Below are 21,598 nucleotides of genomic sequence, written 5' to 3'. Positions count from 1 at the left end.
TACTCATCTCTCTTCTCTTCCTCTGCGCTCTCTGTGGCCTCTGCGGTTAAAAAAAAATCCAAATATCTAATTTATCAATTAATTACCAACAAACTATTTTTTACTTATTTATGAACAGGCAAGATGCCTATTGCTGACAATGGCGTAACATCTCAGCTTTAACTATTTTTTCACCGTCACTCGATCGCACAAGCCTTGATTTTTTGATGGATCTACCCAATGCAGTAGATCCACATATAATACATGATACTAGGTCGATCGCCATTCCACGCTCAACTCTAGATCAAAATCTTTTCGTCACTTTGAGAGACACATCAAAATGAACAACCACGGACTGCCACAAAAGCAAGGCCTGTACGATCCCCAGTTCGAGCACGACGCTTGCGGAGTCGGATTTATTGTACACGTCAAGGGTAACAAATCCCACGAAATAGTCGAACAAGCACTGACAATTCTACTGAATCTCGACCACCGCGGCGCCTGCGGCTGCGAGCCCAACACCGGAGACGGGGCGGGGATTTTGATGCAAGTGCCCCACAAGTTTCTCAAGAAAGCAGCAGCAGCTTTAAATATCGAACTTCCCGAAGCAGGCGAGTACGGCGTCGGTGCGATTTATTCGTCGCGCGATCGAACTCAACGGGAAAACGGCAAACGCATCTTCGCCGAAATCGCTGCGGAAGAAGGATGTCCCGTGCTCGGTTGGCGCGAAGTCCCCACCGATAACTCGTCCCTCGGAGATACCGCCAAAGCCAGCGAACCTTTGATGCAGCAGGTGTTTCTGAGTCGCGCCGCAGGTATGGACGAGGCGGGTTTTGAACGGAAACTTTACGTCATCCGCAAGCGAGCTCACAATGCGATCCGCAGGCAGAAGGTAGACCCGTACTGGTATAATTCTACGCTGTCATGCCGGACGATCGTCTACAAGGGAATGCTGATGCCGGTGCAAGTCGGAGATTATTATCCCGAACTCCACGACCCGGACATGGAAAGCGCTTTAGCACTGGTTCACTCGCGCTTCAGCACGAATACTTTCCCAAGTTGGGAACGATCGCACCCTTACCGCTACATCGCCCACAATGGCGAAATTAACACGATGCGCGGCAACATCAATTGGATGAACGCGCGGCAATCGATGTTCGAGTCGGAACTATTCGGCGATGATTTAAAGAAAATCCCCAATTTAATCAATGTCGAGGGTAGCGACTCCACTATCTTTGATAATGCTTTAGAATTGCTGACTTTGGCCGGGCGTTCTTTGCCTCATGCCATTATGATGATGATTCCGGAACCTTGGACAGCCCACGAGTCGATGAGTGATGAGAAAAAGGCTTTCTACGAATACCATTCTTGCTTGATGGAACCTTGGGACGGGCCTGCTTCGATCGCATTTACGGATGGTACATCGATCGGGGCTGTGCTCGATCGCAATGGTTTGCGTCCTTCTCGCTATTGCATCACGAAAGATGACTTAGTAATTATGGCATCGGAAGCGGGTGTTTTGCCGATCGCACCGGAACGAATTCTTTCAAAAGGCCGCTTGCAACCGGGCCGGATGTTTTTAGTTAATACCGCAGAAGGCCGGATCATTTCTGACGAGGAAATCAAACATCAAATCACTTCCGAACATCCCTATCGCGAGTGGATTAACCAGCACATGGTGGAAATTGCCAAACTGCCAGATGGGGAAGTAGCAGAATCAAAACCCGAAACATTATTGCAGCGCCAAATGGCCTTTGGTTACACCTTTGAAGAACTGCGGATGCTGTTAGCGCCGATGGCACGAGATGGGGTGGAAGCTGTCGGCGCAATGGGCGCGGATACGCCGTTAGCCGTGCTTTCCAATCGCCAAAAGTTGCTTTATGAATATTTCCAACAACTGTTTGCCCAAGTTACGAATCCGCCCATTGATTCGATCCGCGAAGAGATTGTTACTTCTGCGGAAACAACGATCGGATCTGAACGCAATTTGCTCAAACCGGAACCGGAAAGCTGCCATTTAATTGAGCTAAAAACACCAATTCTCAGCAATGAAGAATTGGCCAAACTCAAGCACGTTTCCCAAGGTAATTTCAAGTCAATTACGATACCGATTTTGTTCGACCCCAAAACTGGTGTAAAAGGTTTGGAACAAGCCTTAGAAGATGTGTTCGCAGCAGCCGATCGCGCGATCGCCTCTGGGGTGAATATTCTGATTTTGTGCGATCGGGGAATCGATGCCGAAAACGCTCCAATTCCCGCATTGCTAGCAGTTGCGGGCCTGCACCACCACTTGATCCGCCAAGGTACGCGGACGCGGGCGGGATTAGTGCTCGAATCCGGAGAACCCCGCGAAGTCCATCACTTTGCGACTTTAATCGGTTACGGTTGCGGTGCGATCAATCCGTATTTGGCCTTTGAGACGATCGCAGATTCGATCCGCGAAGGTTTGCTGGTAAATGTTGATACCAAGACAGCTTGCAAAAACTACGTGAAAGCCGCAACCAAAGGCGTGACCAAAGTTGCGTCGAAAATTGGGATTTCCACAATTCAAAGTTATCGCGGCGCGCAGATATTTGAGGCGATCGGCTTAAACAAATCCGTAGTCGATAAATACTTCACTTGGACAGCATCGCGAATTGCCGGAGTTGACCTCGAAGTCATCGCCCAAGAAGCAATTTTACGCCATACTCACGCATTCCCCGATCGCCCATCCAGCGGCAACACCCTGGATGTCGGCGGCGAATACCAATGGCGCAAGGAAGGGGAAGCCCACTTGTTCAGCCCGCAAACCATTCACGCCCTGCAAAAAGCCGTGCGCGAAGGAAGTTATCCACTTTTCAAACAGTATTCCGGCCTGGTTAACGAACAAAATCAACAGCATTTTACCCTGCGCGGTTTGCTGCAATTCAAGCAGCGGGAATCGATTCCGATTGAAGAAGTTGAACCAGTCGAAGCTATTCTCAAACGCTTCAAAACCGGGGCGATGAGTTACGGTTCGATTTCCCAAGAAGCCCACGAATCTCTAGCTGTAGCCATGAACCGCATTGGTGGCAAATCGAACACGGGCGAAGGCGGCGAAGATCCGGAAAGATATACTTGGACAAACGATCGCGGTGACTCGAAAAACAGTGCGATCAAACAAGTTGCTTCCGGGCGTTTCGGCGTTACCAGCTTGTATCTTTCCCAAGCGAAGGAACTCCAAATCAAGATGGCGCAAGGGGCAAAACCCGGAGAAGGCGGACAGTTACCCGGTAAAAAAGTATACCCGTGGATTGCCAAAGTCCGGCACTCAACTCCCGGTGTAGGCTTGATTTCGCCTCCTCCCCACCACGACATTTATTCGATCGAAGATTTGGCAGAATTGATTCACGACTTGAAAAATTCCAACCGGGAAGCGCGGATTAGCGTCAAATTAGTGTCGGAAGTGGGGGTAGGGACGATCGCAGCGGGTGTCGCCAAAGCCCACGCCGATGTCGTGCTCATCTCCGGGTACGACGGCGGTACGGGCGCGTCGCCGCAAACTTCGATCAAACACGCCGGATTGCCTTGGGAGTTGGGATTGGCCGAAACTCACCAAACTTTAGTTTTGAACAATCTCCGCAGCCGAATTGCTGTGGAAACCGACGGACAACTCAAAACCGGCCGTGATGTAGCAATTGCTGCACTGCTTGGCGCAGAGGAATTCGGTTTTGCTACCGCACCGCTGGTGACTTTGGGCTGCATCATGATGCGCGTCTGCCATCAGAACACTTGCCCCGTGGGCGTTGCAACCCAAGATCCCCTGTTGCGGAAAAACTTCACGGGAGATCCGCAACACACGGTAAACTTTATGACTTTCATCGCCCAAGAAGTCCGCGAAATTATGGCGCAATTGGGTTTCCGCACTTTGAATGAAATGGTGGGGCGCACCGATGTTTTGGAAGCGCAACAAGCGGTGGAACACTGGAAGGCTAAGGGTTTGGATTTCTCGAACATTCTTTATCAGCCGGAAGTTGGCGCGGATGTCGGGCGCTACTGTCAGATGCCGCAGGATCACGGGTTGGAAAAGTCGATCGACCTTAGTGTACTGCTGGATTTGTGCAAAAGTGCGATCGAAAACGGCGAACCAGTGCGCGCAACTCTCCCAATCACCAACGTCAACCGAGTTGTGGGCACAATTCTCGGCAACGAAATCACCAAACGCCACTGGGAAGGCTTACCCGATGATACCGTGCACCTGCACTTCCAAGGCAGCGCTGGGCAAAGCTTTGGCGCATTCGTACCCAAGGGAGTCACCCTAGAGCTCGAAGGCGAAGCCAACGACTATTTAGGCAAAGGCCTCAGCGGCGGCAAGATCGTATTGTACCCGTCGCCAGCTTCTACCTTTGTCGCAGAAGAAAACGCGATCGTCGGCAACGTAGTGCTTTACGGAGCGACATCTGGTGAGGTTTTCATCCGAGGGCTGGCGGGCGAACGTTTTGGGGTGCGTAACTCCGGCGTTAACGCAGTAGTCGAAGGTGTCGGCGATCACGGTTGCGAGTACATGACTGGCGGCAAAGTTGTAGTTTTGGGTGCCACCGGGCGCAATTTTGCAGCCGGAATGAGTGGCGGCGTTGCTTACATTTTGGATGAAGCGGGGGATTTTGCAACTCGCTGCAATATGTCAATGGTGGCGCTGGAAACACTGGAGGATGCTGAGGAAATTGCAGATTTGCGGCAATTAATTCAGACTCATTTTGATTTGACTGGAAGTGCGAAAGCGTCGAAGGTTTTGGCAAATTGGGATGCGATGTTGTCGGTGTTTGTGAAGGTGATGCCGATGGATTACAAGCGGGTGTTGCAGGCCATTGAAAGGGCGATCGCTGCGGGTTTGAGCGGTGATGATGCGCTGACGGCTGCTTTTGAAGAAAACGCTCGTGACGTGGCCCGGATTGGGGGTAGTTAGGGTTTAGAATGAGGAATGGGTAATGGCTGTTACTCAGCAGCAATTGCCTATTCCTCTTTAAACCTTTTGAACGCGGTACTATATCGGTTAGACGCGGGAATTATGCTGTTGTAGGTAAGTTTGGAATCAGTAAAATGAGCCACGAAAAAAATATTTTTACGACCAATTGGATTACTGTGAAGCAAACTGCCAGGGGATTTCATTACTTGGAAAGAAAAGGCAAAGACTCAGTAGCTATATTCTTAGTCAGAAAAAGCAATGTTGCTGGAAGAGACATAGAATATGAAGTCCTCATTAGACAACAACCCCTCTGTATCGATAATTCCGAGATAAATGAAGAACTTCCGCTCTATCCTTGCCCCATTACTGGGGGGATAGAGACGGGCGAGTCACCAGAGAAAGCAGCAATCAGAGAGGTAGATGAAGAATCTGGGTTTTCTGTTCAAGTTGTGCCGTTGGGTAAATATATTGTTGGCACTCAAACGAACGAAATTTGCTATATGTACTATGCTGATGTTAGCAATATACAACCTAATATTGCACAGCAAGATGGTTCTTACTTTGAAGCCATTAGTAAAAATGAATGGCATCCTTTTGACTATTTGAGTAAATGCGATTATTCAGCTTGCCAGATCGGATATTTTAAGCTCAGAAACATTCTTTTCTAAAAAGATGTGCAGTGTGAGTCTGTACGAAAGAATGATTTAGAACAAAGATGATAAATTTAAAGAAATAGAAAAAATTATTTTTTTACTCCTACAATTTGTGCCAAGGCTTTAACATATTCATCTAATTGTTCACTGAGTAATCGCAATTCTTGACGCAACTGAGGCTCCTGCGACCAGTTTTTTTCATGTTCTTTAGGGCTAGTATTGGGGAGACACTGTGCCTCCCATGCCTGTAGTAAAGGATGCCATTTAGACAGAAATGGACGCAAACCTTGATTGAGTACAGCAATAGCAATTCCGCCAACAGAGTTATGGGAAATGCCGACATCGGGGCCAGCTTCTCTGAGGATTTGACGGGTAATCTCAAACATTTTGTAGAGCGAATTTAGAGCTTCCCGCAACAGTCCTTGGTCGGATTGAAGCGATTCTACAGTAATGCGAGTTACCAGTTCCACGTAAAGCGCCCATGCTGCTTTTCGTTCGGTTGCATCGGCTTCCCATTCTGCGCCGCCGATGCCGAAGGGAAGGTTGACAGATACTTTTTTCAATTTGGCTGGGTCTTGTTTTGGCATTTAGTTAAAGTCATGAAAAATTGATCAGGAAAGAAAACAGCTTATTAATTTGAATTTCTGCTAGTCTTTCTCCTTCCCACCAAGCTTTCTCATGAGATAATTCATATTCTAAATTTCTTTTCATTTGTTCCTTATCACTTTTATCTCCTGTCACCGTATTCATAAAATCGACAAAATCTACGATGAGCTGCCTCTGCCAGTCTTGTTTAGCTAATCCTTTTGTTCCCCACCTGATAGTGTCTACAATCGCAGTCAAACCAGCATTATCCATCGTAATAGTTTCGATCGTTCCCCAAGGAAGATGTCCTTCAGGAGCATCAACACTATAAATTACTTGGCTAGCAGAAATCCAACCGTCTTCTTTGCACCACCCTACGCGCTGTCCAAAAACTTTGGGGTCTTTTTTCGACTCTCTCATAATACGCTTCTGGATGTTAAAGCCAAATTTACCACTGCTGTAGCCATTCCAAAGTATGTCTATGTGGCGGAGAAATTGACTGGGAAATTGTTGGATTTTTTCATCGGTTAGATAGCCTTCTTTTTCTTGACCAGCTACCTTGAGAATTATCTTTCTAGTTTCTTCGTTAGCTTCTCGCCATCTTCCGGCTTCTAGTAAAAGAGCTAGACGTACTGAGAGTTCGCTATATTTTTGCTCAATTCGACTGGTTGGGTCTGGCTTACGTCCAGTAATGCCCCACTCTAAATTATCTAGTGCATTATCATCCATTTCGGTGTTAAAGCGCACCCAATTTAGTTGTTTGAGGAAGATTAAAGGCTCTGGGATTGTCTCAACCCCTGGTAACAAGACAGGAATTACAGGGATATCTGCTTCAACACATTGGCTAATGAGTATCCGAAGTTCCATAGCCTGCCAATTTCCCAATCCAGCGACTCCGATGAATATCGCAGCAGAACTAACATTAGGAACTGCCTGTTGAATTACTTCCTGAAAAGAACGCCCTGGTGGAATTTGATCCTCATCTAGCCACGGCTTTAGATCGCGCTGCTTAAGTTCATTTGCAATCGCTCTAACTAGCGGTTTATCCTTGCTATTATGAGCCAAGAACACATCAAATTTAGGCTTACGCTTACGCTTACGCCCAGTAATACCCCACTCTAAATTATCTAGTGCATTATCATCCATTTCGGTGTTAAAGCGCACCCAATTTAGTTGTTTGAGGAAGATTAAAGGCTCTGGGATTGTCTCAACCCCTGGTAACAAGACAGGAATTACAGGGATATCTGCTTCAACACATTGGCTAATGAGTATCCGAAGTTCCATAGCCTGCCAATTTCCCAATCCAGCGACTCCGATGAATATCGCAGCAGAACTAACATTAGGAACTGCCTGTTGAATTACTTCCTGAAAAGAACGCCCTGGTGGAATTTGTTCCTCATCTAGCCACGGCTTTATATCACGCTGCTTAAGTTCATTTGCAATACCTCTAACTAGGGGTTTATCCTGACTATTATGAGCCAAGAAGACATCAAATTCACGTTGTCTAACCATATGAGGATTTCTCCTATTACTCTTTCAGTTTACGAATTACGAATAGCCCAGATCAACTCCTTTAATGGCTCCGATTCTTCATGTCGAAAATCAACCGATCTTTTGCGTTTGAGGTATATTGGGAGTTTAGGTTCGGGCGGTACATTTTTGAGTATTACTGGGATGAGACGAACATCTCGCTCAAAAAATTCCTCTATAACAGATATTAATGGATCTTTTTGCCAGGGACATCCATTGCTACCGATCAAAAAAGCTACTGACCTGATTCGCTCTATATCTTTCTCTAGTTGCTCATAAGATTTCACACCTCCGGGAACCTCCCAGATATCTAGCCAAGGTCGAATCTGTTTTTGCTTTAATTGGTTGGCAATATTTTTGACAGTAAATTGGTCTTCCTGATTATAGCAAAGCAAGACATCGAAATTTTGTTCAGTTTCTTGTTCAGTGGACTTGTCTGGTTTTTGGTTAGTAATAGCCCATACTAAATCTTTTATTGCTTTACGATCGTCAATCCCGTTAGCAAAATCTACAAAGCCTACTTGCTGTAAAAAAAGCATATGCTTTGGAATTTTGTCAACCCCTGGTAGCAACACAGGAATTATTTTTTTACCTCGTTCTACGGTTTCACTCATGTGTACCTTTGATTGGATCAGGGCGAACTCTAGCATTTCTCCCGAACCAAGAAATATAGCGGCGCAATTAATACTTTGTATAGCTTGTTGGATTACATCTTGATAGCAGGTTCCTGGTTGTATTTGTTCTGCTTTGACCCACGGATTCAGACCCAACTCTCTAAGTTTGTTAGCAACGTTTAAGACCTGGATCTCATCCGGGGAGTTGTAGGTAAAAAAGACATCAAAATACTGTTGGTTGACCATTAAAAGACTTCTCCTATGACTCATCATTTAGCTCGGGAATGCCATCGATCAACTGGGCGATCGGGTCAAGGTCTTGTTGACGAAAATCAACCCTAATTTTGCGCTTTAGATAAATGGGAAAATTTGGCTCTTGCTGAATAGTTGGGAGAAGAATAAGGATGACAGGACGACCTATTTCAATAAATTCCCAGATAAAAGACTCTATTCCCTCTTTTTGCCACGGACCACCGTTTTTACCAATAAAAACAGCCACTGAGTTTATTTTGGCTATCTGAGTTTCCAGTAATCGTTGCCAGGAAGTGCCAGTCCGGACTTCCCATATATCGAGCCAAGGTCGAATCTGCCTTTCCTTGAGTTGTTCTGCAATTTGCTTTACTTCGTTGCGGTCTTCGTCGTTGTAACACAAAAAAATATCGAAGTGTCTAGAATTTTTGAGTAGGCTTTTTACCGGTTGTTGCCTAATGCCCGACTCCAATTTGTCTAACGCTTCAAAATCATCTATGCCCTTCTCAAACTTCACATAATTTAGTTCTTGGAGGAAGAGCAAATGCTCGGGAATTCCCTCAACTCCAGGCAACAAAACAGGAATTACGGGTATGTCTGCATCCACAAAGCGAGTGAGTAGTGACCGCGATTCTAGGATTTGCCACTTTCCCAACCCCCCTAGACCAATAAAGATAGCCGCACACCTAACATTTTGAAGGGCCTGTTGGATTACATCCTGAAATGCTGTTCCTGGCAGAATTTGCTCTTCGTCTAGCCACACTTTTAGACCCCGCCGCTTCAGTTTATTCGCGATCGCTCTAACTTGAGGCTTATCCTGGCTATTGTGAGCTAAGAAGACATCAAAATCTGGTTGATTAGTCATTATTGTCTTGGTAACTGCTATAAATTTAGGTACAGAGCTATAAACATCAGTAAATATAGCACTTCTCACAGTCATGAACTGTAAAAGTCGGCTAAAACCATTAAAGTATCCTGTGCCCCGGCCGAAATAACGAAAACGATGGGTAGACCTTATTATACTGGTTTGACGGAAAAAATTGCCATGCAGAGACCGGATTTTTTGCGAAATAACACGTTAAAGCCTTCGGTCGCGGTAAAAACTCGTTTTCCTAGAATAGTGCCGATCGACTCAAATTGTCGCAACACAGAGTAAAATTGAATATCTAGTTTCCATAGAGCACTGCCGCTTTGAGCCAGATTCAAATCTTAAACTTACAAAGCCTTAGCCAGGGACTCCCTGCGATTACACCTGCCTTTGGAGCCGCGATCGCAGAAGCAGGTGCGATTTGCCTAACAGATGAAGCTCACCAACCAGGAGTAACACTTAAAGTTGAAGGAGAATTTTCTGCCACATTCAAGTTAGATTGGCAGCCAGTCACCGAGCAAACCCGACGATGTTGGAATGACGAAGAATATACTACCGAGCAGGCTGCTTATGGAATCGCATTCCTGTTAATTCTGCAATTAACAAATCTCACAGTAATTGAACGTTCTCGTAAAGGAACAGGATTTGACTATTGGTTGGGAAGTCAAAATTCAGCTACGACACTGCCATTTGAGCGAATGGCTCGGCTAGAGGTTTCTGGAATTCGCAAAGGCACTCAAGGTCAAATCAATACTAGAGTCAAGCTGAAAACTGAACAAACCCGCACCTCAGACGCACAAGGCTTGCCAGCGTATATCATTGTAGTAGAGTTTAGCCGACCGATTTCTATTATTAGTGCCAAGCAAAATCCTGAAGGAACCGTACTCCAATGAGTCAGATTCAATCGCTCCACAAACAAGCAATGGATTTAGCCGAAGCAGCGGCAGTCGCCCGCTTAAGAGGTACGTTGGAGTTGGCTGCACAATTCACGCGCCAAGCCTTTGAACAAGAAACTCAGGCCGCAGCCTTAATCGCTAGCCAGCTTGATGCTGAACCCACTCGTTCTGTGCTTCACCGCAGCGCAGCATCTTTAGCGATCGAATGTGGCGAATTACGAATAGCAGAACGTCTAATTGCAACTGCGTTATCTGGCAATCCCCCGGCAGAGATTGCTGAAGAACTCAAAGATTTATTCATCCAGATTAACTTGAGCCAATATCTGAAACGTCAAGGAATCCACATCGACATTAAGGAACTGCGAGGACTGGTAAATCAATAGCACTCGTTGAAGGACTAGAAACAGGTTATAGCGTTGAGTTTTTCGATCTGTTGGGAAACACTGTAGCAGTTGCGACGCTACCTGGAAGTTATTTGCGATCGCAAATAAGTACGGCAGTTGTTGCTTTTTCTACTGCCGCTTCTGCATGAATCCTCGTTGTCGGAAACAATCCAACCGTAGCATCTCCAGTATGAATTAGTAACTCAATCTCTGTGCAGCCTAAAATAATGCCTTCTGCACCGGATTCAACTAAGCTATTCATAATCTTGATATATTGCTTTCTAGATTCTGGATTAATAATTCCAAGACACAGTTCTTCATAAATGACTCGATGTACCACCTCTCGTTCATCATCATTTGGAATGAGCACCTCTAGCCCATGTTTATCTACCAGTCGCCCTCGATAAAAATCCTCCTCCATCGTAAAACGAGTACCCAACAAGCCGATCTTTTGAATGCCACTGGACTGAATCTTCTCAGCCGTCGCATCCGCAATATGGAGAAACGGAACTTGAATATTTGCCTCAATCTCATCCGCAAGTTTATGCATTGTGTTAGTACAGAGAACGATAAAATCAGCTCCTGCCCGTTCAAGGCTTTGTGCTGCTGCAACCATCAAACCTGCTGCTTCTTGCCAACGACTTTGATGTTGCAAAGCCTCGATTTCTGCAAAGTCAACTGAGTACATCACGCTTTTAGCAGAATGCAATCCCCCAAGCTTGCTCTTGGTGACCTCGTTAATAATGCGGTAATACTCAATAGAAGATTCCCAACTCATTCCCCCAATTAGCCCAATTGTTTTCATGGTGGCTCCTCAAATGACTAAAACGATCGACTACAATCATTCTAGATTACCGCAACTTAAGGTCAAGGGAAACACTGTAGCTGTTGCGACGCTACCTGGAAGTTATTTGCGATTTAATTGAGCGATCGCAACCGATCGCAATTGAACTCACCCCCGAATTGCTGTTGCCCCACCCGTTTGATATAATGTTGTTACTAGATTGTAGAATAACAATCAAAAAAAAGGGATAATTATGACCGTCGAACAAGCCATTTTGGAAAATGTGAAGGTCTTATCGCCAGACCAACAACAAGAAGTCTTAGCTTTCATCAAATTCTTGCAGTCCGATAAATGGGAAGATATCTATAAAGGACGCTTCAAAGAACTGCAACAAGAAATTCGTCAAGACACTGACATCGATCGCGATGATGACCCCACTGAAACAGTCCTCGAAGGGCTTAAGCAAGGTTTTCATGAGGCAATTACCGGACAAACTCTCCCCTTGTCTCAAATGTGGGACGGAATCGATGACAATTTATCCGCAACCGATCGCAATTGAACTCACCCCCCGATTTCAAAGAGACTTGCGAAGTTTAGGCAAACGCTATCGCAACATTAGCAACGACATTTAGCCTGTAATCGAACAACTTCAAGCGGGGGAACTTCCGGGCGATCGCATTCCGGTAATGGAGTACGAAATTTTCAAAGTCAGAATTAAGAACAGCGATATTCAAAAAGGCAAAAGCGCTGGCTACCGTGCTATTTATTACCTCAAAACTAGCGATTCGATCGTTTTGGTGACTATCTATTCTAAATCAGACATATCAGATATCGCAGCCGAAACAGTTCGAGAAATTCTCGGCCAATACGAGCAACAATTTCCCGAATCAGAAGAATTATGAACGAGCAACTTTTTTCAGATGTCATCTTGCTGTGCAACCTTCCTGAAGGCAGTTGCGACGCTACCTGGAAGTTATTTGCGATCGCCCGCAATTTGAATTGTCACAGAAACCCGGTTTCTGAAACCCGCTACACCATCCGAGAAACCGGGTTTGGGGCGATCGCTTGTACATTGGGAAATCGAGCGTTCTGCTAAGCGTCAAAAAGGCATTGATTATACCTCATATTCCTCTTCATTTTCTGCATCCTCGCTCGCAAATTCGCCGATGTAATCTCCCACGAGCGGTGTTTAGTTCAAATTCGCCAACACAACCTTTGAGTCGTCGGAGGAAGCGTCACTAACCATCGCTGAATATTCGCCGTTATAGTTGGTAAATTCAGACGGAGATCTCCGAATATTAGATAGACGAATTTGCCAATCGGAAACCTCCTCGTAGGTAAGGTGCTTAGTGTTGGAAGTCGTTGTCCATACCCCCCAAAGACAGGGGTCTTCAAACTGTAGCATTCCTGATTTCCGTAAGTCATAAGATTGCGGAGTTCCGGGCAAGGGAATAATGCTGTAGCACGAAGTCTGAAATTCCAATTGCGGGTTAATCTTTACCAGTTCATCCACCAGTTCTGAGATGGCTTCCTCAAGAAGTAACAAGTCCTCATGGTCATCATCGGGTAGCCCGATAATGATGCCATAAGCAATGACAGGTACACCAGTTCTGACCACAGATTTCATCAAGGTACAATGCTCTTGCCAAGGAAGGAGCTTCTTGTAAGCTTCTCGTCCAAAAACGGGACGTTCGGCAGGGATATAAGCCAAAGGACAACCGACTTTGCCGTCCCAGCCAAAGAGTGCTTCAATCAGTTCTTCGTCAGGTCTGAGGTCGCTGCTTTCGTAGTTACGCCCAGCGCCCAGAGTTGTTTTCCTCAGTTCTAAACCATTGGGCCACATGAGAGTTATTCCCATCTCCCGCGCACCATTGGTAATGTCGAGGATTTCTTGTCGCCCCTCAGGAAAGAGTCCGCGGGCGAGGAATTGATCGGAACCGATATTGATCGATCGAGCCCCCGCTTCTTTTTGAATCGCCAACCATTTGAGGGATGTTTCAGGAGACATTCTCCGAAAGCCAGTGCCGTAGGTAGGTGTCATGCAAAAATCGCAGGTGCGATCGCAACCAATGTCAGCTACCAACGAACCTACTGGAACAGTTCCCTGGACATTGGGCAGTGTCCCTAAACACTCCCGCGCCACTTCCACCGATGGTAGTGCCCACTCCTCTGGACTTTTGGCTTTAGCCTTCCTGGGATACTGTCTACCATCTGCGAGAATGACACCCGTGAGTTCTTCTCGTGGGGTTTTTCCCAGTACATAGTCAAAAATAGCCCAATTCGCTGCCCCAGATTTATCCTGAACGACTGCTGCTGCGCCAGCCTTCAAGTAGTGGTGCGGTTCAGCGAAAGCATCCGACCCACCAACGACAATGGGACGACCTCCCTTAGCCAGATGCTCAATCACCATACAAGTGACTTGACGGTCTTGGGAGAAATTCACTGTAATGCCCCAAGCATCGAAGGCATGGGGATCTAGGGCAGCAATTTTGCCCCCAACGTAAGTTTTCCGCAGGGTCATCCCTTTCCAGACAATTTCCCCAAATTCTTCACTATAATTGTCGTCTCTGAGGTTGACCAATCGGGCATCAAATCCCCCAGCTTGCAAGTCAGGAATCAAAACTTGCTTGCTGATTAAGGAACGATGTCTGTATAAGGAAGTCCAATTTTTACCTTCTGCATCATAGAGTCCCGTTGCTGGAGGTTCAATCAGTCCAATTGTGGGAGAGTTTTTAGCTATCATAATGGAGGATTGGGAATGTGGGATAAGAGGATGGGATTTTTTCCGGCTCGCGATCGCCTGCGACACCAGGGAAGCCAATCGCAACCCCTAGACGGTAGCACAAGTCGGTGAGCTACTCTTTAATCAAATCACACGATAGCATAAAAATAGATTAATCTAGATGAGATGAGTCAAATTGACTATTTTCTTAATCATTTAGTTTTTCGATCTGTTGGGAAATACTGTAGCAGTTGCGACGCTACCTGGAAGTTATTTGCGATTTAATTGAGCGATCCACAACCGATCGCAATTGAACTCACCCCCGAATTGCTGTTGAGCCACCCGTTTGATATAATCTTGTTACTCGATTGTACAAATAGCAATCAAAAGGAAACAGATAATTATGACCGTCGAACAAGCTATTTTGGAAAATGTCAAGGTCTTATCGCCAGATCAGCAACAAGAAGTCTTAGCTTTCATCAAACTCTTGCAGTCCGATAAATGGGAAGATATCTATAAAGGACGATTCAAAGAACTCCAGCAAGAAATTCGTCTGGGAATGGATGCGGCCGATCGAGGTGAAGTAATTAATGCTGAAGATATGTTTCGGAGTTTGCGCTTAAAGCTGCAACAACGTCGCACGCAAGCAGATAGATGAATCAGATTTGTAGATTTACAGTTCCGGCAAGTCGGGATATAGAAAACATTATGGACTATATTGCCGATCGCAGCGGTTTTGATGCAGCAGAAAGCTTTCTCAACAGAATTAACAATAAGTGTCAAACCCTCTCGCAGTTTCCTCCTTCTGGGACGCAATCGGGATGAGTTAATGGAAAATGTACGGAGTTTTCCGATCGATGATTACCTGATTTTCTACTTGTCTGAACTTTAATCGTTGACTAGGTTTGTGAAGAAACCCCGTTTCTGAGTCCCCCCGCGAAATCCAAGAAACCGGGTTTCTGCGACAATTGACGCCTCCCCACGAGATTTTCCGAAGAAACCCGGTTTCTAAACCCCTGCGCGCGATCGCGCCCAACCTTATCTAGCGGTTATAATAGATAAACCTGAGCATTAAAATCGCAAATGTATGACAGCAAAAATACACCTCAGCAACTTGGGTAATTCCTTAGCTTTGCCAATACCGGACTATATTGTAAAATTGTTCAATCTGAAAGCAGATGATTCCGTAATTTGCAGTATAGAAAATGGAAAAATGGTCATAGAACCTGTCAATCAGAAAATTTCCAAATATACCCTAGATGAACTATTAACAGGCGAAATAGAACCCAGCGAAGAAATCTCTTGGGGAAAACCAGAAGGAGAAGAAGTTTGGTAAACTACATCCCCGAACGAGGTCATTTCATTCGTCTCAATTTCGATGGACTGATGTTTTGGGAATTATGAAAGTCCAAGCTGAGCATTTGGAGCAGGGTTACTTAACAGACTGGGCCGAACAATTGGGGTTGATTGATGATTTGAATCTAGCTTGTACTGAATCTGGGATTTGATGCGATCGCAAATTGTTCATTTCGTGGCGATCGCACTCACTCCATCTGTATCATTATATGTATGGGCTTTTAAAGCTGAATTATTTTTATGCAAATTATTTTAGGCAACATCACACAACTGAAAGTAGATGCGATCGTCAATGCTGCAAATACCAGTTTGCTGGGAGGTGGTGGAGTAGATGGCGCAATCCACAAAGCAGCAGGCCCGAAACTTCTAGACGAATGTCGATCGCTCCGAGGATGCAAAACCGGGGATGCTAAACTCACAAAAGGATATCGCTTACCTGCGCGCTTCATAATCCACACCGTAGGCCCCGTATGGCAAGGAGGTGGCTGCGGAGAACCCCAACTCTTAGCCCAATGTTACCGCAAGTGCATGGAAATCGCGATCGAGCAAAAGTTCGAGAGTATCGCATTTCCTTGCATTAGCACCGGCATTTACAAATATCCCAAGGATTTAGCAGGTGAGATTGCAGTCAAAATCTGCTACGAACAAATCCAAAAAAACGGCGCTCCTCAAAACATAACTTTTTGCTGCTTCGATTGGGAGAATCATCAGGTTTATGAGAAGATTGTAGCAATTCTCAGGCATAAAGGCTATCAGAAAAATGATTCCAGAAATGAAAACCTATTTAGCAGCGACTGACATTATCGATCGCGATCATCCCGCAATTTTAGCACTCGCGAACAAGATAGCATCACAACATCATACATCAGAGGCGATCGCCCAATCTAGTTTTGAGTGGGTTCGAGACGAAATTCGCCACAGCTACGACTATCAGATGAATCCCGTCACCTGTCGAGCATCAGACGTACTGGAGCACAAAACAGGTTATTGCTTTGCGAAAAGTCACTTATTAGCAGCATTGCTGAGGGCTAACAACATTCCCGCAGGTTTTTGCTACCAAAGATTGAGCTTTGATGACAAAGGTGCGCCCTACACCTTGCACGGTTTCAATGCCATTTACTTACCCAAAGTAGGCTGGTATCGCGTTGATGCAAGAGGAAATCGCGACAATGTTAATGCTCAATTCACACCTCCTCAAGAGCAATTAGCATTTAAAATTCAGTTTCCTGAAGAAGCAGACTTTCAAACCATTTTATCTGAGCCGCTGCGAGTAGTTGTAGAGGCTTTACAAAATCACATTACATGGGATGAACTGCTGCTCAACCTTCCAGACGTTTCTCTAGAGTCCGCACATAAATACGGTCTTGCGATCCACTAGAAATAACTCAGGAAGTAAAATTATATCAATTCTCAGAAAGATGAGGTACGTTGTTGGGCTTCAGCCCTCTTACTCTATTAGTTGACTGTAAATCAAGATTTTTGGAACCAAATTAAGTCCAAATATCAACTGAAAAAACTAATCTAAATAACTAATCTGGCACTTTCAAGCCTTTAATCTTTTCCCCTTTCTCCTCCTCACTCAGCCCCTTACACTGCACCAAAACCCCAAACCCCCCCAAACCCATCTGATCGATCAATTGATACAGCGCTTCCCGCCTGCGTAAAAATGTTGCCAAATCCAATACTTGTGCATCATTTGCAGATAGAGAAGCAATTCTATCGCCCACACCCAACACCATCAAAAACCAAGCCTGCTGAGTAAAACCCATCATCTCCAAGCCGCACAATTCACCTTGTTTTTCCAGCGCCGTAAAATCAGCATGGGCAGTTAAATCTTGCCACCCCACATTAATATAAGGATTGCTGTGATAGCGGTGGCGATAATAACATTGCAGCGTTCCCTCTGTGCGTCTCGGATTGTAATAGCGGTGCGCCGGATGACCGTAATCAATTGTTAACAAATAACCGCGCTGCAATTTTTCTGCAACTGTTTTTATCCACTCTAAAGCTGCTAAATTAACTTCACTGCGATAACCATCCGCATAGACACTCGCCGATAAATCAATTCCTACTAAATCAAAATATTCGGCAATCTTAGGATTTGAAAGTTCGCCTACTACTTCAATAAACTTAGTCCCAGATTGTTCGTTTTTTTCTTCGTTTGCGGTAACGTAAATTTCCCGAAGTTGCCCTTGTTCGACGATAAATTGATGAACTGGAAAAGCATCTACTAACTCGTTAGAAAAGAAGCAGCCGACAATCGAGTTATTAGCTATTTCATCCCACTTGCACCACTTTACTATTTTGAATTCAGCTAAGTTTTGCTGCTGCACCGCTTGCTGTACAGGAGATATTTCAACAATAATGTATTCTAAAATTTTAAATAAATCGGGATATTGTCGTTGTAGGTATTGCAGTAAATGTGTGGCAAAGGTTCCCCGCCCCGCACCCATTTCTACTATAGTAAAAGGATGAGGTTTGCCGAGAATTTGCCACATTTCCACAAATTGCTCGCCCAAAACTTCAGCAAAATCTGCACTCCAATGAGGGGAGGTGATAAAATCTCCTTGTTTGCCGATGTTCGGGCGATCGCCATTATAATAACCATACTGCGGGTGATATAGTGCCAAATCCATATATTCCGCAAAGGTAATGCGCTGCTGGGGACTTGCGGCAATTCTTTCGCTGATTAAAGCGCAGAGTTCCGGGTTGCTGTCGTTAATATCTAATTGCTGCACTGTCATAGTTTATAGTTGATGTTATTTTATTTATGAAATAAAGATTTTTTTACCGCAGAGGGCGCAGAGGGCGCAGAGGAAGAGAAAAGAGAGAAATTTTGATGTTCATAAATTTGGCATTCATTCTATAACATCTCTGTTTTTCAAAATTTATTATATCATTTTGCAGCCGATCGCAAAATTGAGATTTGAGATTGGCAATTTTCTATCGCTGTGATAAGCTAGCCTTAGCTTTTAAATATAAAACTTCTTTATGATACCACCCGAATCTTGTTTAGAAGAGTTTAAAAAATCGAGCCACTTATTATTGCCGCATTATCTAGGCATCTTTAATTTAGCAGATACAAAAAGACGTGGTATTTACTTAGGTCACAGAGGCGTAGACAAGGATATAATCGCTTTTGATAATTTGTTGAAAAATTGTATTTCTTCACAAAGATGCAAAAGAGTTGACTGGGATCTATGGATCGCTTGTCTTGCTGAACCACAACTCAATAACATTCCAGGTTTGATAGCGAATTACTCACAAGAAGTTCTTCTATTTGCAGGGTGGGAATGTAGGGCGATCGACCCCAACGGAAATCAAATATTTATTGAAGAAAAAAGAAATATTTTAATCAGTCGTGCTGTCCGCTGTGGCTACTTGTGGGTCGAAAATGTTAATGAATTAATTACAAAAGTCAATGAATTAGTCAATCAAGTACATCGTTTACCTGTCAATACATTTACTTCCCTAGAGTCAGAGGTAGCTGTTACTTTACCCAGATGGAAGTGCGTCCCCACTGAAATTTTATCTTTAACTAAGTATTGTCCGTACTGCAAAGGCACAAACTTTGACTGGTCAGGAGGATCTGATGATTGTTCTGAGGGTACTTGCACGCAGTGCGGAACCGAGGTAGATTTTCGTTACTGTTAATATATACAGTCCCAGACTCATGGGTAATCAGAAACCGGGTTTTTACGAAATCTTTCGTTGTAGCCGACAGTTGAAGTAAAAAACCCGGTTTCTTTGGTATTATGCGCCCAGGACTGTATATGATTCAAAAAAAGGGATCTCGCACTTTTTAGCAAATAGCCCAAAAATACGATCCTCTTCGAGGGCTTCGCTAACGCCCTTTTTTCATCTAGCGATCGACAGAACCCATGATAATATCAATACTGCCCAGAATCGCCACCAAGTCCGCAATCTTTACACCGCGCACGATGTGGGGCAAAATCTGCAAATTATTGAAATCCGCAGCGCGAATCTTCCAGCGCCAAGGAAACACGCTGTCATCGCCGATAATATAGATTCCCAACTCACCCTTGCCGCTTTCAACACGCACGTAATGTTCGCCCTTAGGAATCTTGAAAGTTGGCGCTACTTTTTTGCCAATAAACTGATAGTCGAAACTGTTCCACTCAGATTTTGGCCCGCTTTCTAAGCGCTTGGCTTCTAAGTTTTCGTAAGGGCCGCCGGGGAGTGCTTTCAAAGCTTGATAGAGGATTTTAACTGACTCGCGCATCTCACGAATTCGGACTAAGTAGCGGGCTAAACAATCGCCCGCAGCTTCGGTGCAAACTTCCCAGTCGAAGTCGTCGTAACATTCGTAATGGTCAACTTTCCGCAAATCCCAATTTACGCCGGAACCCCGCAACATCGGCCCGGATAGTCCCCAGTTAATCGCTTCGGCGCGGGAAATTGTACCCAGTCCTTCAATCCGGCGGCGGAAGATCGGATTGTTGGTGATTAAGCGTTCGTATTCGTCAATTTTAGGAACGAAGTAATCGCAGAAATCTTCGCACTTGTCTACCCAACCGTAGGGTAAATCTGCTGCGACTCCGCCGATGCGGAAGTAGTTGTTGTTTACCATGCGGTAGCCGGTGGCTGCTTCCCACAAGTCGAGAATTGGTTCGCGATCGCGCATAGTGTAGAAAAAGGGAGTTTGCGCGCCCACGTCTGCCAAAAATGGCCCTACCCACATCAAGTGGTTAGCAATCCGGTTCAACTCCAGCATGATTACCCGAATGTAACTCGCCCGTTTGGGGACAGCTATATTCGCTAACTTTTCCGGTGCATTGACTGTGACTGCTTCGTTAAACATCCCCGCAGCGTAGTCCCAGCGGCTCACGTAGGGGACGTACATCACGTTGGTGCGGTTTTCGGCAATTTTTTCCATGCCGCGGTGTAGATAGCCCAAAACAGGCTCGCAGTCTACTACGTCTTCGCCGTCTAGGGTGACAATTAACCTCAGTACGCCGTGCATGGATGGGTGGTGCGGGCCCATGTTGAGCACCATTGGTTCGGTTCTAGTCTCGATTCTTGACATAATTAAATGACTTAATGATTACTGACTATTGTTGATTTTTGTTTCACTTTTATTGATTATGAAGGATATCGAGCTCTCTGAGAAGGACACCCCTGGATCGGATGTCTGCGCTGACACCTATCACGTTCCAGTTTTAGGTAATGAATTAATTACGGGTTTAGCTGTGCGTGCCGGCGGGCGCTATTTGGATGCGACGCTTGGGGGCGGCGGACACACGAGTTTGATTTTGGCGGCCGCCCCTGATGTGACGGTGGTGGCGATCGATCGCGATGAAGAAGCCATCCGTTTTTGCGGGGCCCGGTTTGCTAACTCGCCCGTCGAGTTTTGGCACGGCAATTTTGCCCAATATCAGTCTTCTGATGCCAAATTTGATGGTATTATAGCAGACTTGGGCGTTAGCTCTGCTCAGTTCGATACACCGGAACGAGGCTTTAGTTTTCGCCACGCCGCTAAATTAGATATGCGTATGAACCAGCAGCAATCTTTGACCGCAGAAGAGATTATCAATCACTGGGAAGAAGTTAAACTAGCAGATATTATTTACAAGTACGGCGAGGAACGACTGTCTCGGCGCATCGCGAGACGGATTGTGCAATCGCGTCCTTTTGAAACGACTACAGAGCTCGCAGGCGCGATCGCGTCTACCTTCCCACCCAAGCAGCGCAACGGTAGAATCCATCCCGCCACCCGCACTTTCCAAGCTTTAAGGATAGCTGTCAACTCCGAACTTGCGTCTTTAGATACTTTCCTCAGCCAAGCGCCTAAATGGTTAAAACCCGGTGGGAGAATGGGAATTATTACTTTTCACAGTCTCGAAGACAGGCCGGTCAAGCACCAGTTGAGAGCAACAGAGTGTTTGCAGGTACTGACAAAAAAGCCGATCGTCCCCCAATCCGACGAACTAGCTAGAAATCCCCGCTCTCGTTCTGCTAAGCTCAGACTGGCAGAAAAATTAACTTGATTCGGCAGTAAGCGGAATAAAGGACGAGCTCTCAAAGGCGGCGAGGT

22 protein-coding genes are annotated in these 21,598 nt (G+C 45.4%); 14 read left to right on the top strand and 8 right to left on the bottom strand.

The window, feature by feature from the left end:
• Positions 1 to 319 precede the first annotated feature (319 nt).
• Together gltB and QZW82_RS17860 are read left to right on the top strand one after the other, a co-directional pair.
• Positions 320 to 4,903, top strand: a complete 4,584-nt coding sequence (gltB, locus tag QZW82_RS17865; RefSeq protein ID WP_293150537.1) for a glutamate synthase large subunit — start codon at positions 320 to 322, stop codon at positions 4,901 to 4,903.
• A 134-nt stretch (positions 4,904 to 5,037) separates the two neighbouring features.
• Positions 5,038 to 5,571, top strand: coding sequence for an NUDIX domain-containing protein (locus QZW82_RS17860; RefSeq protein WP_293150534.1), 534 nt, complete (start codon positions 5,038 to 5,040; stop codon positions 5,569 to 5,571).
• A 74-nt stretch (positions 5,572 to 5,645) separates the two neighbouring features.
• On the opposite strand, the gene QZW82_RS17855 is transcribed toward QZW82_RS17860, so the two are convergent.
• From QZW82_RS17855 to QZW82_RS17840, 4 genes are read right to left on the bottom strand one after another with little or no spacing between them, the layout of a single operon-like run.
• Positions 5,646 to 6,143, bottom strand: a complete 498-nt coding sequence (locus QZW82_RS17855; RefSeq protein ID WP_293150531.1) for a hypothetical protein — start codon at positions 6,141 to 6,143, stop codon at positions 5,646 to 5,648.
• A 10-nt stretch (positions 6,144 to 6,153) separates the two neighbouring features.
• A complete protein-coding gene (locus QZW82_RS17850; RefSeq protein WP_293150528.1) occupies positions 6,154 to 7,653 on the bottom strand; it encodes a TIR domain-containing protein in 1,500 nt (499 codons plus the stop codon).
• A 29-nt stretch (positions 7,654 to 7,682) separates the two neighbouring features.
• Positions 7,683 to 8,531, bottom strand: a complete 849-nt coding sequence (locus QZW82_RS17845) for a toll/interleukin-1 receptor domain-containing protein (protein WP_293150525.1) — start codon at positions 8,529 to 8,531, stop codon at positions 7,683 to 7,685.
• Positions 8,532 to 8,544: 13 nt separating this feature from the next.
• A complete protein-coding gene (locus tag QZW82_RS17840) occupies positions 8,545 to 9,399 on the bottom strand; it encodes a toll/interleukin-1 receptor domain-containing protein (protein WP_293150522.1) in 855 nt (284 codons plus the stop codon).
• A 326-nt stretch (positions 9,400 to 9,725) separates the two neighbouring features.
• Between QZW82_RS17840 and QZW82_RS17835 the strand changes: the two genes are divergently transcribed.
• Complete coding sequence (locus QZW82_RS17835; protein ID WP_293150519.1) at positions 9,726 to 10,295, top strand: hypothetical protein; 570 nt, start codon at positions 9,726 to 9,728, stop codon at positions 10,293 to 10,295.
• Positions 10,292 to 10,681 (top strand): hypothetical protein, encoded by a 390-nt coding sequence (locus QZW82_RS17830; protein ID WP_293150516.1) that lies wholly within the window; start codon positions 10,292 to 10,294, stop codon positions 10,679 to 10,681. Before QZW82_RS17835 ends, QZW82_RS17830 begins: the two co-directional genes overlap by 4 nt.
• 88 nt (positions 10,682 to 10,769) lie before the next feature.
• Here the strand turns inward: QZW82_RS17830 and QZW82_RS17825 are convergent, their stop codons facing one another.
• On the bottom strand, positions 10,770 to 11,486 hold the full coding sequence (locus QZW82_RS17825) for an aspartate/glutamate racemase family protein (protein ID WP_293150513.1): 717 nt from the start codon (positions 11,484 to 11,486) through the stop codon (positions 10,770 to 10,772).
• A 232-nt stretch (positions 11,487 to 11,718) separates the two neighbouring features.
• Here QZW82_RS17825 and QZW82_RS17820 point away from each other — a divergent pair, with 232 nt between their 5' ends.
• From QZW82_RS17820 to QZW82_RS17810, 3 genes are all read left to right on the top strand, one after another.
• A complete protein-coding gene (locus QZW82_RS17820) occupies positions 11,719 to 12,024 on the top strand; it encodes a hypothetical protein (protein ID WP_293150510.1) in 306 nt (101 codons plus the stop codon).
• A 127-nt stretch (positions 12,025 to 12,151) separates the two neighbouring features.
• Positions 12,152 to 12,367: a type II toxin-antitoxin system RelE/ParE family toxin gene (locus QZW82_RS32280; protein ID WP_366665041.1), complete on the top strand. Its 216-nt coding sequence runs from the start codon at positions 12,152 to 12,154 to the stop codon at positions 12,365 to 12,367.
• Positions 12,364 to 12,561 carry a hypothetical protein gene (locus QZW82_RS17810; RefSeq protein WP_293150507.1) on the top strand — a complete coding sequence of 66 codons (198 nt, stop codon included), beginning with the start codon at positions 12,364 to 12,366 and terminating at the stop codon, positions 12,559 to 12,561. Before QZW82_RS32280 ends, QZW82_RS17810 begins: the two co-directional genes overlap by 4 nt.
• A 93-nt stretch (positions 12,562 to 12,654) precedes the next feature.
• Here the strand turns inward: QZW82_RS17810 and QZW82_RS17805 are convergent, their stop codons facing one another.
• Positions 12,655 to 14,208: a radical SAM protein gene (locus QZW82_RS17805; RefSeq protein ID WP_293150504.1), complete on the bottom strand. Its 1,554-nt coding sequence runs from the start codon at positions 14,206 to 14,208 to the stop codon at positions 12,655 to 12,657.
• A 382-nt stretch (positions 14,209 to 14,590) separates the two neighbouring features.
• Here QZW82_RS17805 and QZW82_RS17800 point away from each other — a divergent pair, with 382 nt between their 5' ends.
• The 5 genes from QZW82_RS17800 (at position 14,591) to QZW82_RS17780 (ending at position 16,921) form a co-directional block, all read left to right on the top strand.
• Entirely contained in the window at positions 14,591 to 14,845 is a 255-nt protein-coding gene (locus QZW82_RS17800) for a hypothetical protein (protein WP_293150501.1), read from the top strand.
• Positions 14,842 to 15,012: a type II toxin-antitoxin system RelE/ParE family toxin gene (locus tag QZW82_RS17795; protein ID WP_293150498.1), complete on the top strand. Its 171-nt coding sequence runs from the start codon at positions 14,842 to 14,844 to the stop codon at positions 15,010 to 15,012. Before QZW82_RS17800 ends, QZW82_RS17795 begins: the two co-directional genes overlap by 4 nt.
• A gap of 262 nt (positions 15,013 to 15,274) precedes the next feature.
• Positions 15,275 to 15,523 (top strand): AbrB/MazE/SpoVT family DNA-binding domain-containing protein, encoded by a 249-nt coding sequence (locus tag QZW82_RS17790; RefSeq protein WP_293150495.1) that lies wholly within the window; start codon positions 15,275 to 15,277, stop codon positions 15,521 to 15,523.
• Positions 15,524 to 15,783: 260 nt separating this feature from the next.
• Positions 15,784 to 16,341 carry an O-acetyl-ADP-ribose deacetylase gene (locus tag QZW82_RS17785; RefSeq protein ID WP_293150492.1) on the top strand — a complete coding sequence of 186 codons (558 nt, stop codon included), beginning with the start codon at positions 15,784 to 15,786 and terminating at the stop codon, positions 16,339 to 16,341.
• A complete protein-coding gene (locus QZW82_RS17780) occupies positions 16,316 to 16,921 on the top strand; it encodes a transglutaminase family protein (RefSeq protein WP_293150489.1) in 606 nt (201 codons plus the stop codon). The genes QZW82_RS17785 and QZW82_RS17780 overlap by 26 nt, the downstream gene beginning before the upstream one ends.
• Before the next feature lie 151 nt (positions 16,922 to 17,072).
• Here the strand turns inward: QZW82_RS17780 and QZW82_RS17775 are convergent, their stop codons facing one another.
• Positions 17,073 to 18,287 (bottom strand): class I SAM-dependent methyltransferase, encoded by a 1,215-nt coding sequence (locus QZW82_RS17775; protein ID WP_293150486.1) that lies wholly within the window; start codon positions 18,285 to 18,287, stop codon positions 17,073 to 17,075.
• A gap of 247 nt (positions 18,288 to 18,534) precedes the next feature.
• On the opposite strand from QZW82_RS17775, the gene QZW82_RS17770 reads away from it, so the two are divergent.
• On the top strand, positions 18,535 to 19,197 hold the full coding sequence (locus QZW82_RS17770) for a hypothetical protein (protein ID WP_293150483.1): 663 nt from the start codon (positions 18,535 to 18,537) through the stop codon (positions 19,195 to 19,197).
• Between the two features lie 208 nt (positions 19,198 to 19,405).
• Here QZW82_RS17770 and QZW82_RS17765 read toward each other — a convergent pair whose 3' ends face one another.
• Entirely contained in the window at positions 19,406 to 20,590 is a 1,185-nt protein-coding gene (locus QZW82_RS17765; RefSeq protein ID WP_293150480.1) for an NAD(P)H-quinone oxidoreductase subunit H, read from the bottom strand.
• Positions 20,591 to 20,648: 58 nt separating this feature from the next.
• Here QZW82_RS17765 and rsmH point away from each other — a divergent pair, with 58 nt between their 5' ends.
• Positions 20,649 to 21,551 (top strand): 16S rRNA (cytosine(1402)-N(4))-methyltransferase RsmH, encoded by a 903-nt coding sequence (rsmH, locus tag QZW82_RS17760; RefSeq protein WP_293150477.1) that lies wholly within the window; start codon positions 20,649 to 20,651, stop codon positions 21,549 to 21,551.
• Positions 21,552 to 21,598 lie beyond the last annotated feature (47 nt).

Source organism: Microcoleus sp. bin48.metabat.b7b8b9.023 (assembly GCF_013299185.1).
GTDB lineage: Bacteria > Cyanobacteriota > Cyanobacteriia > Cyanobacteriales > Microcoleaceae > Microcoleus.
Note: the sequence above shows the minus strand (reverse complement) of the source record. Positions and strands in the feature narration are given on the sequence as shown.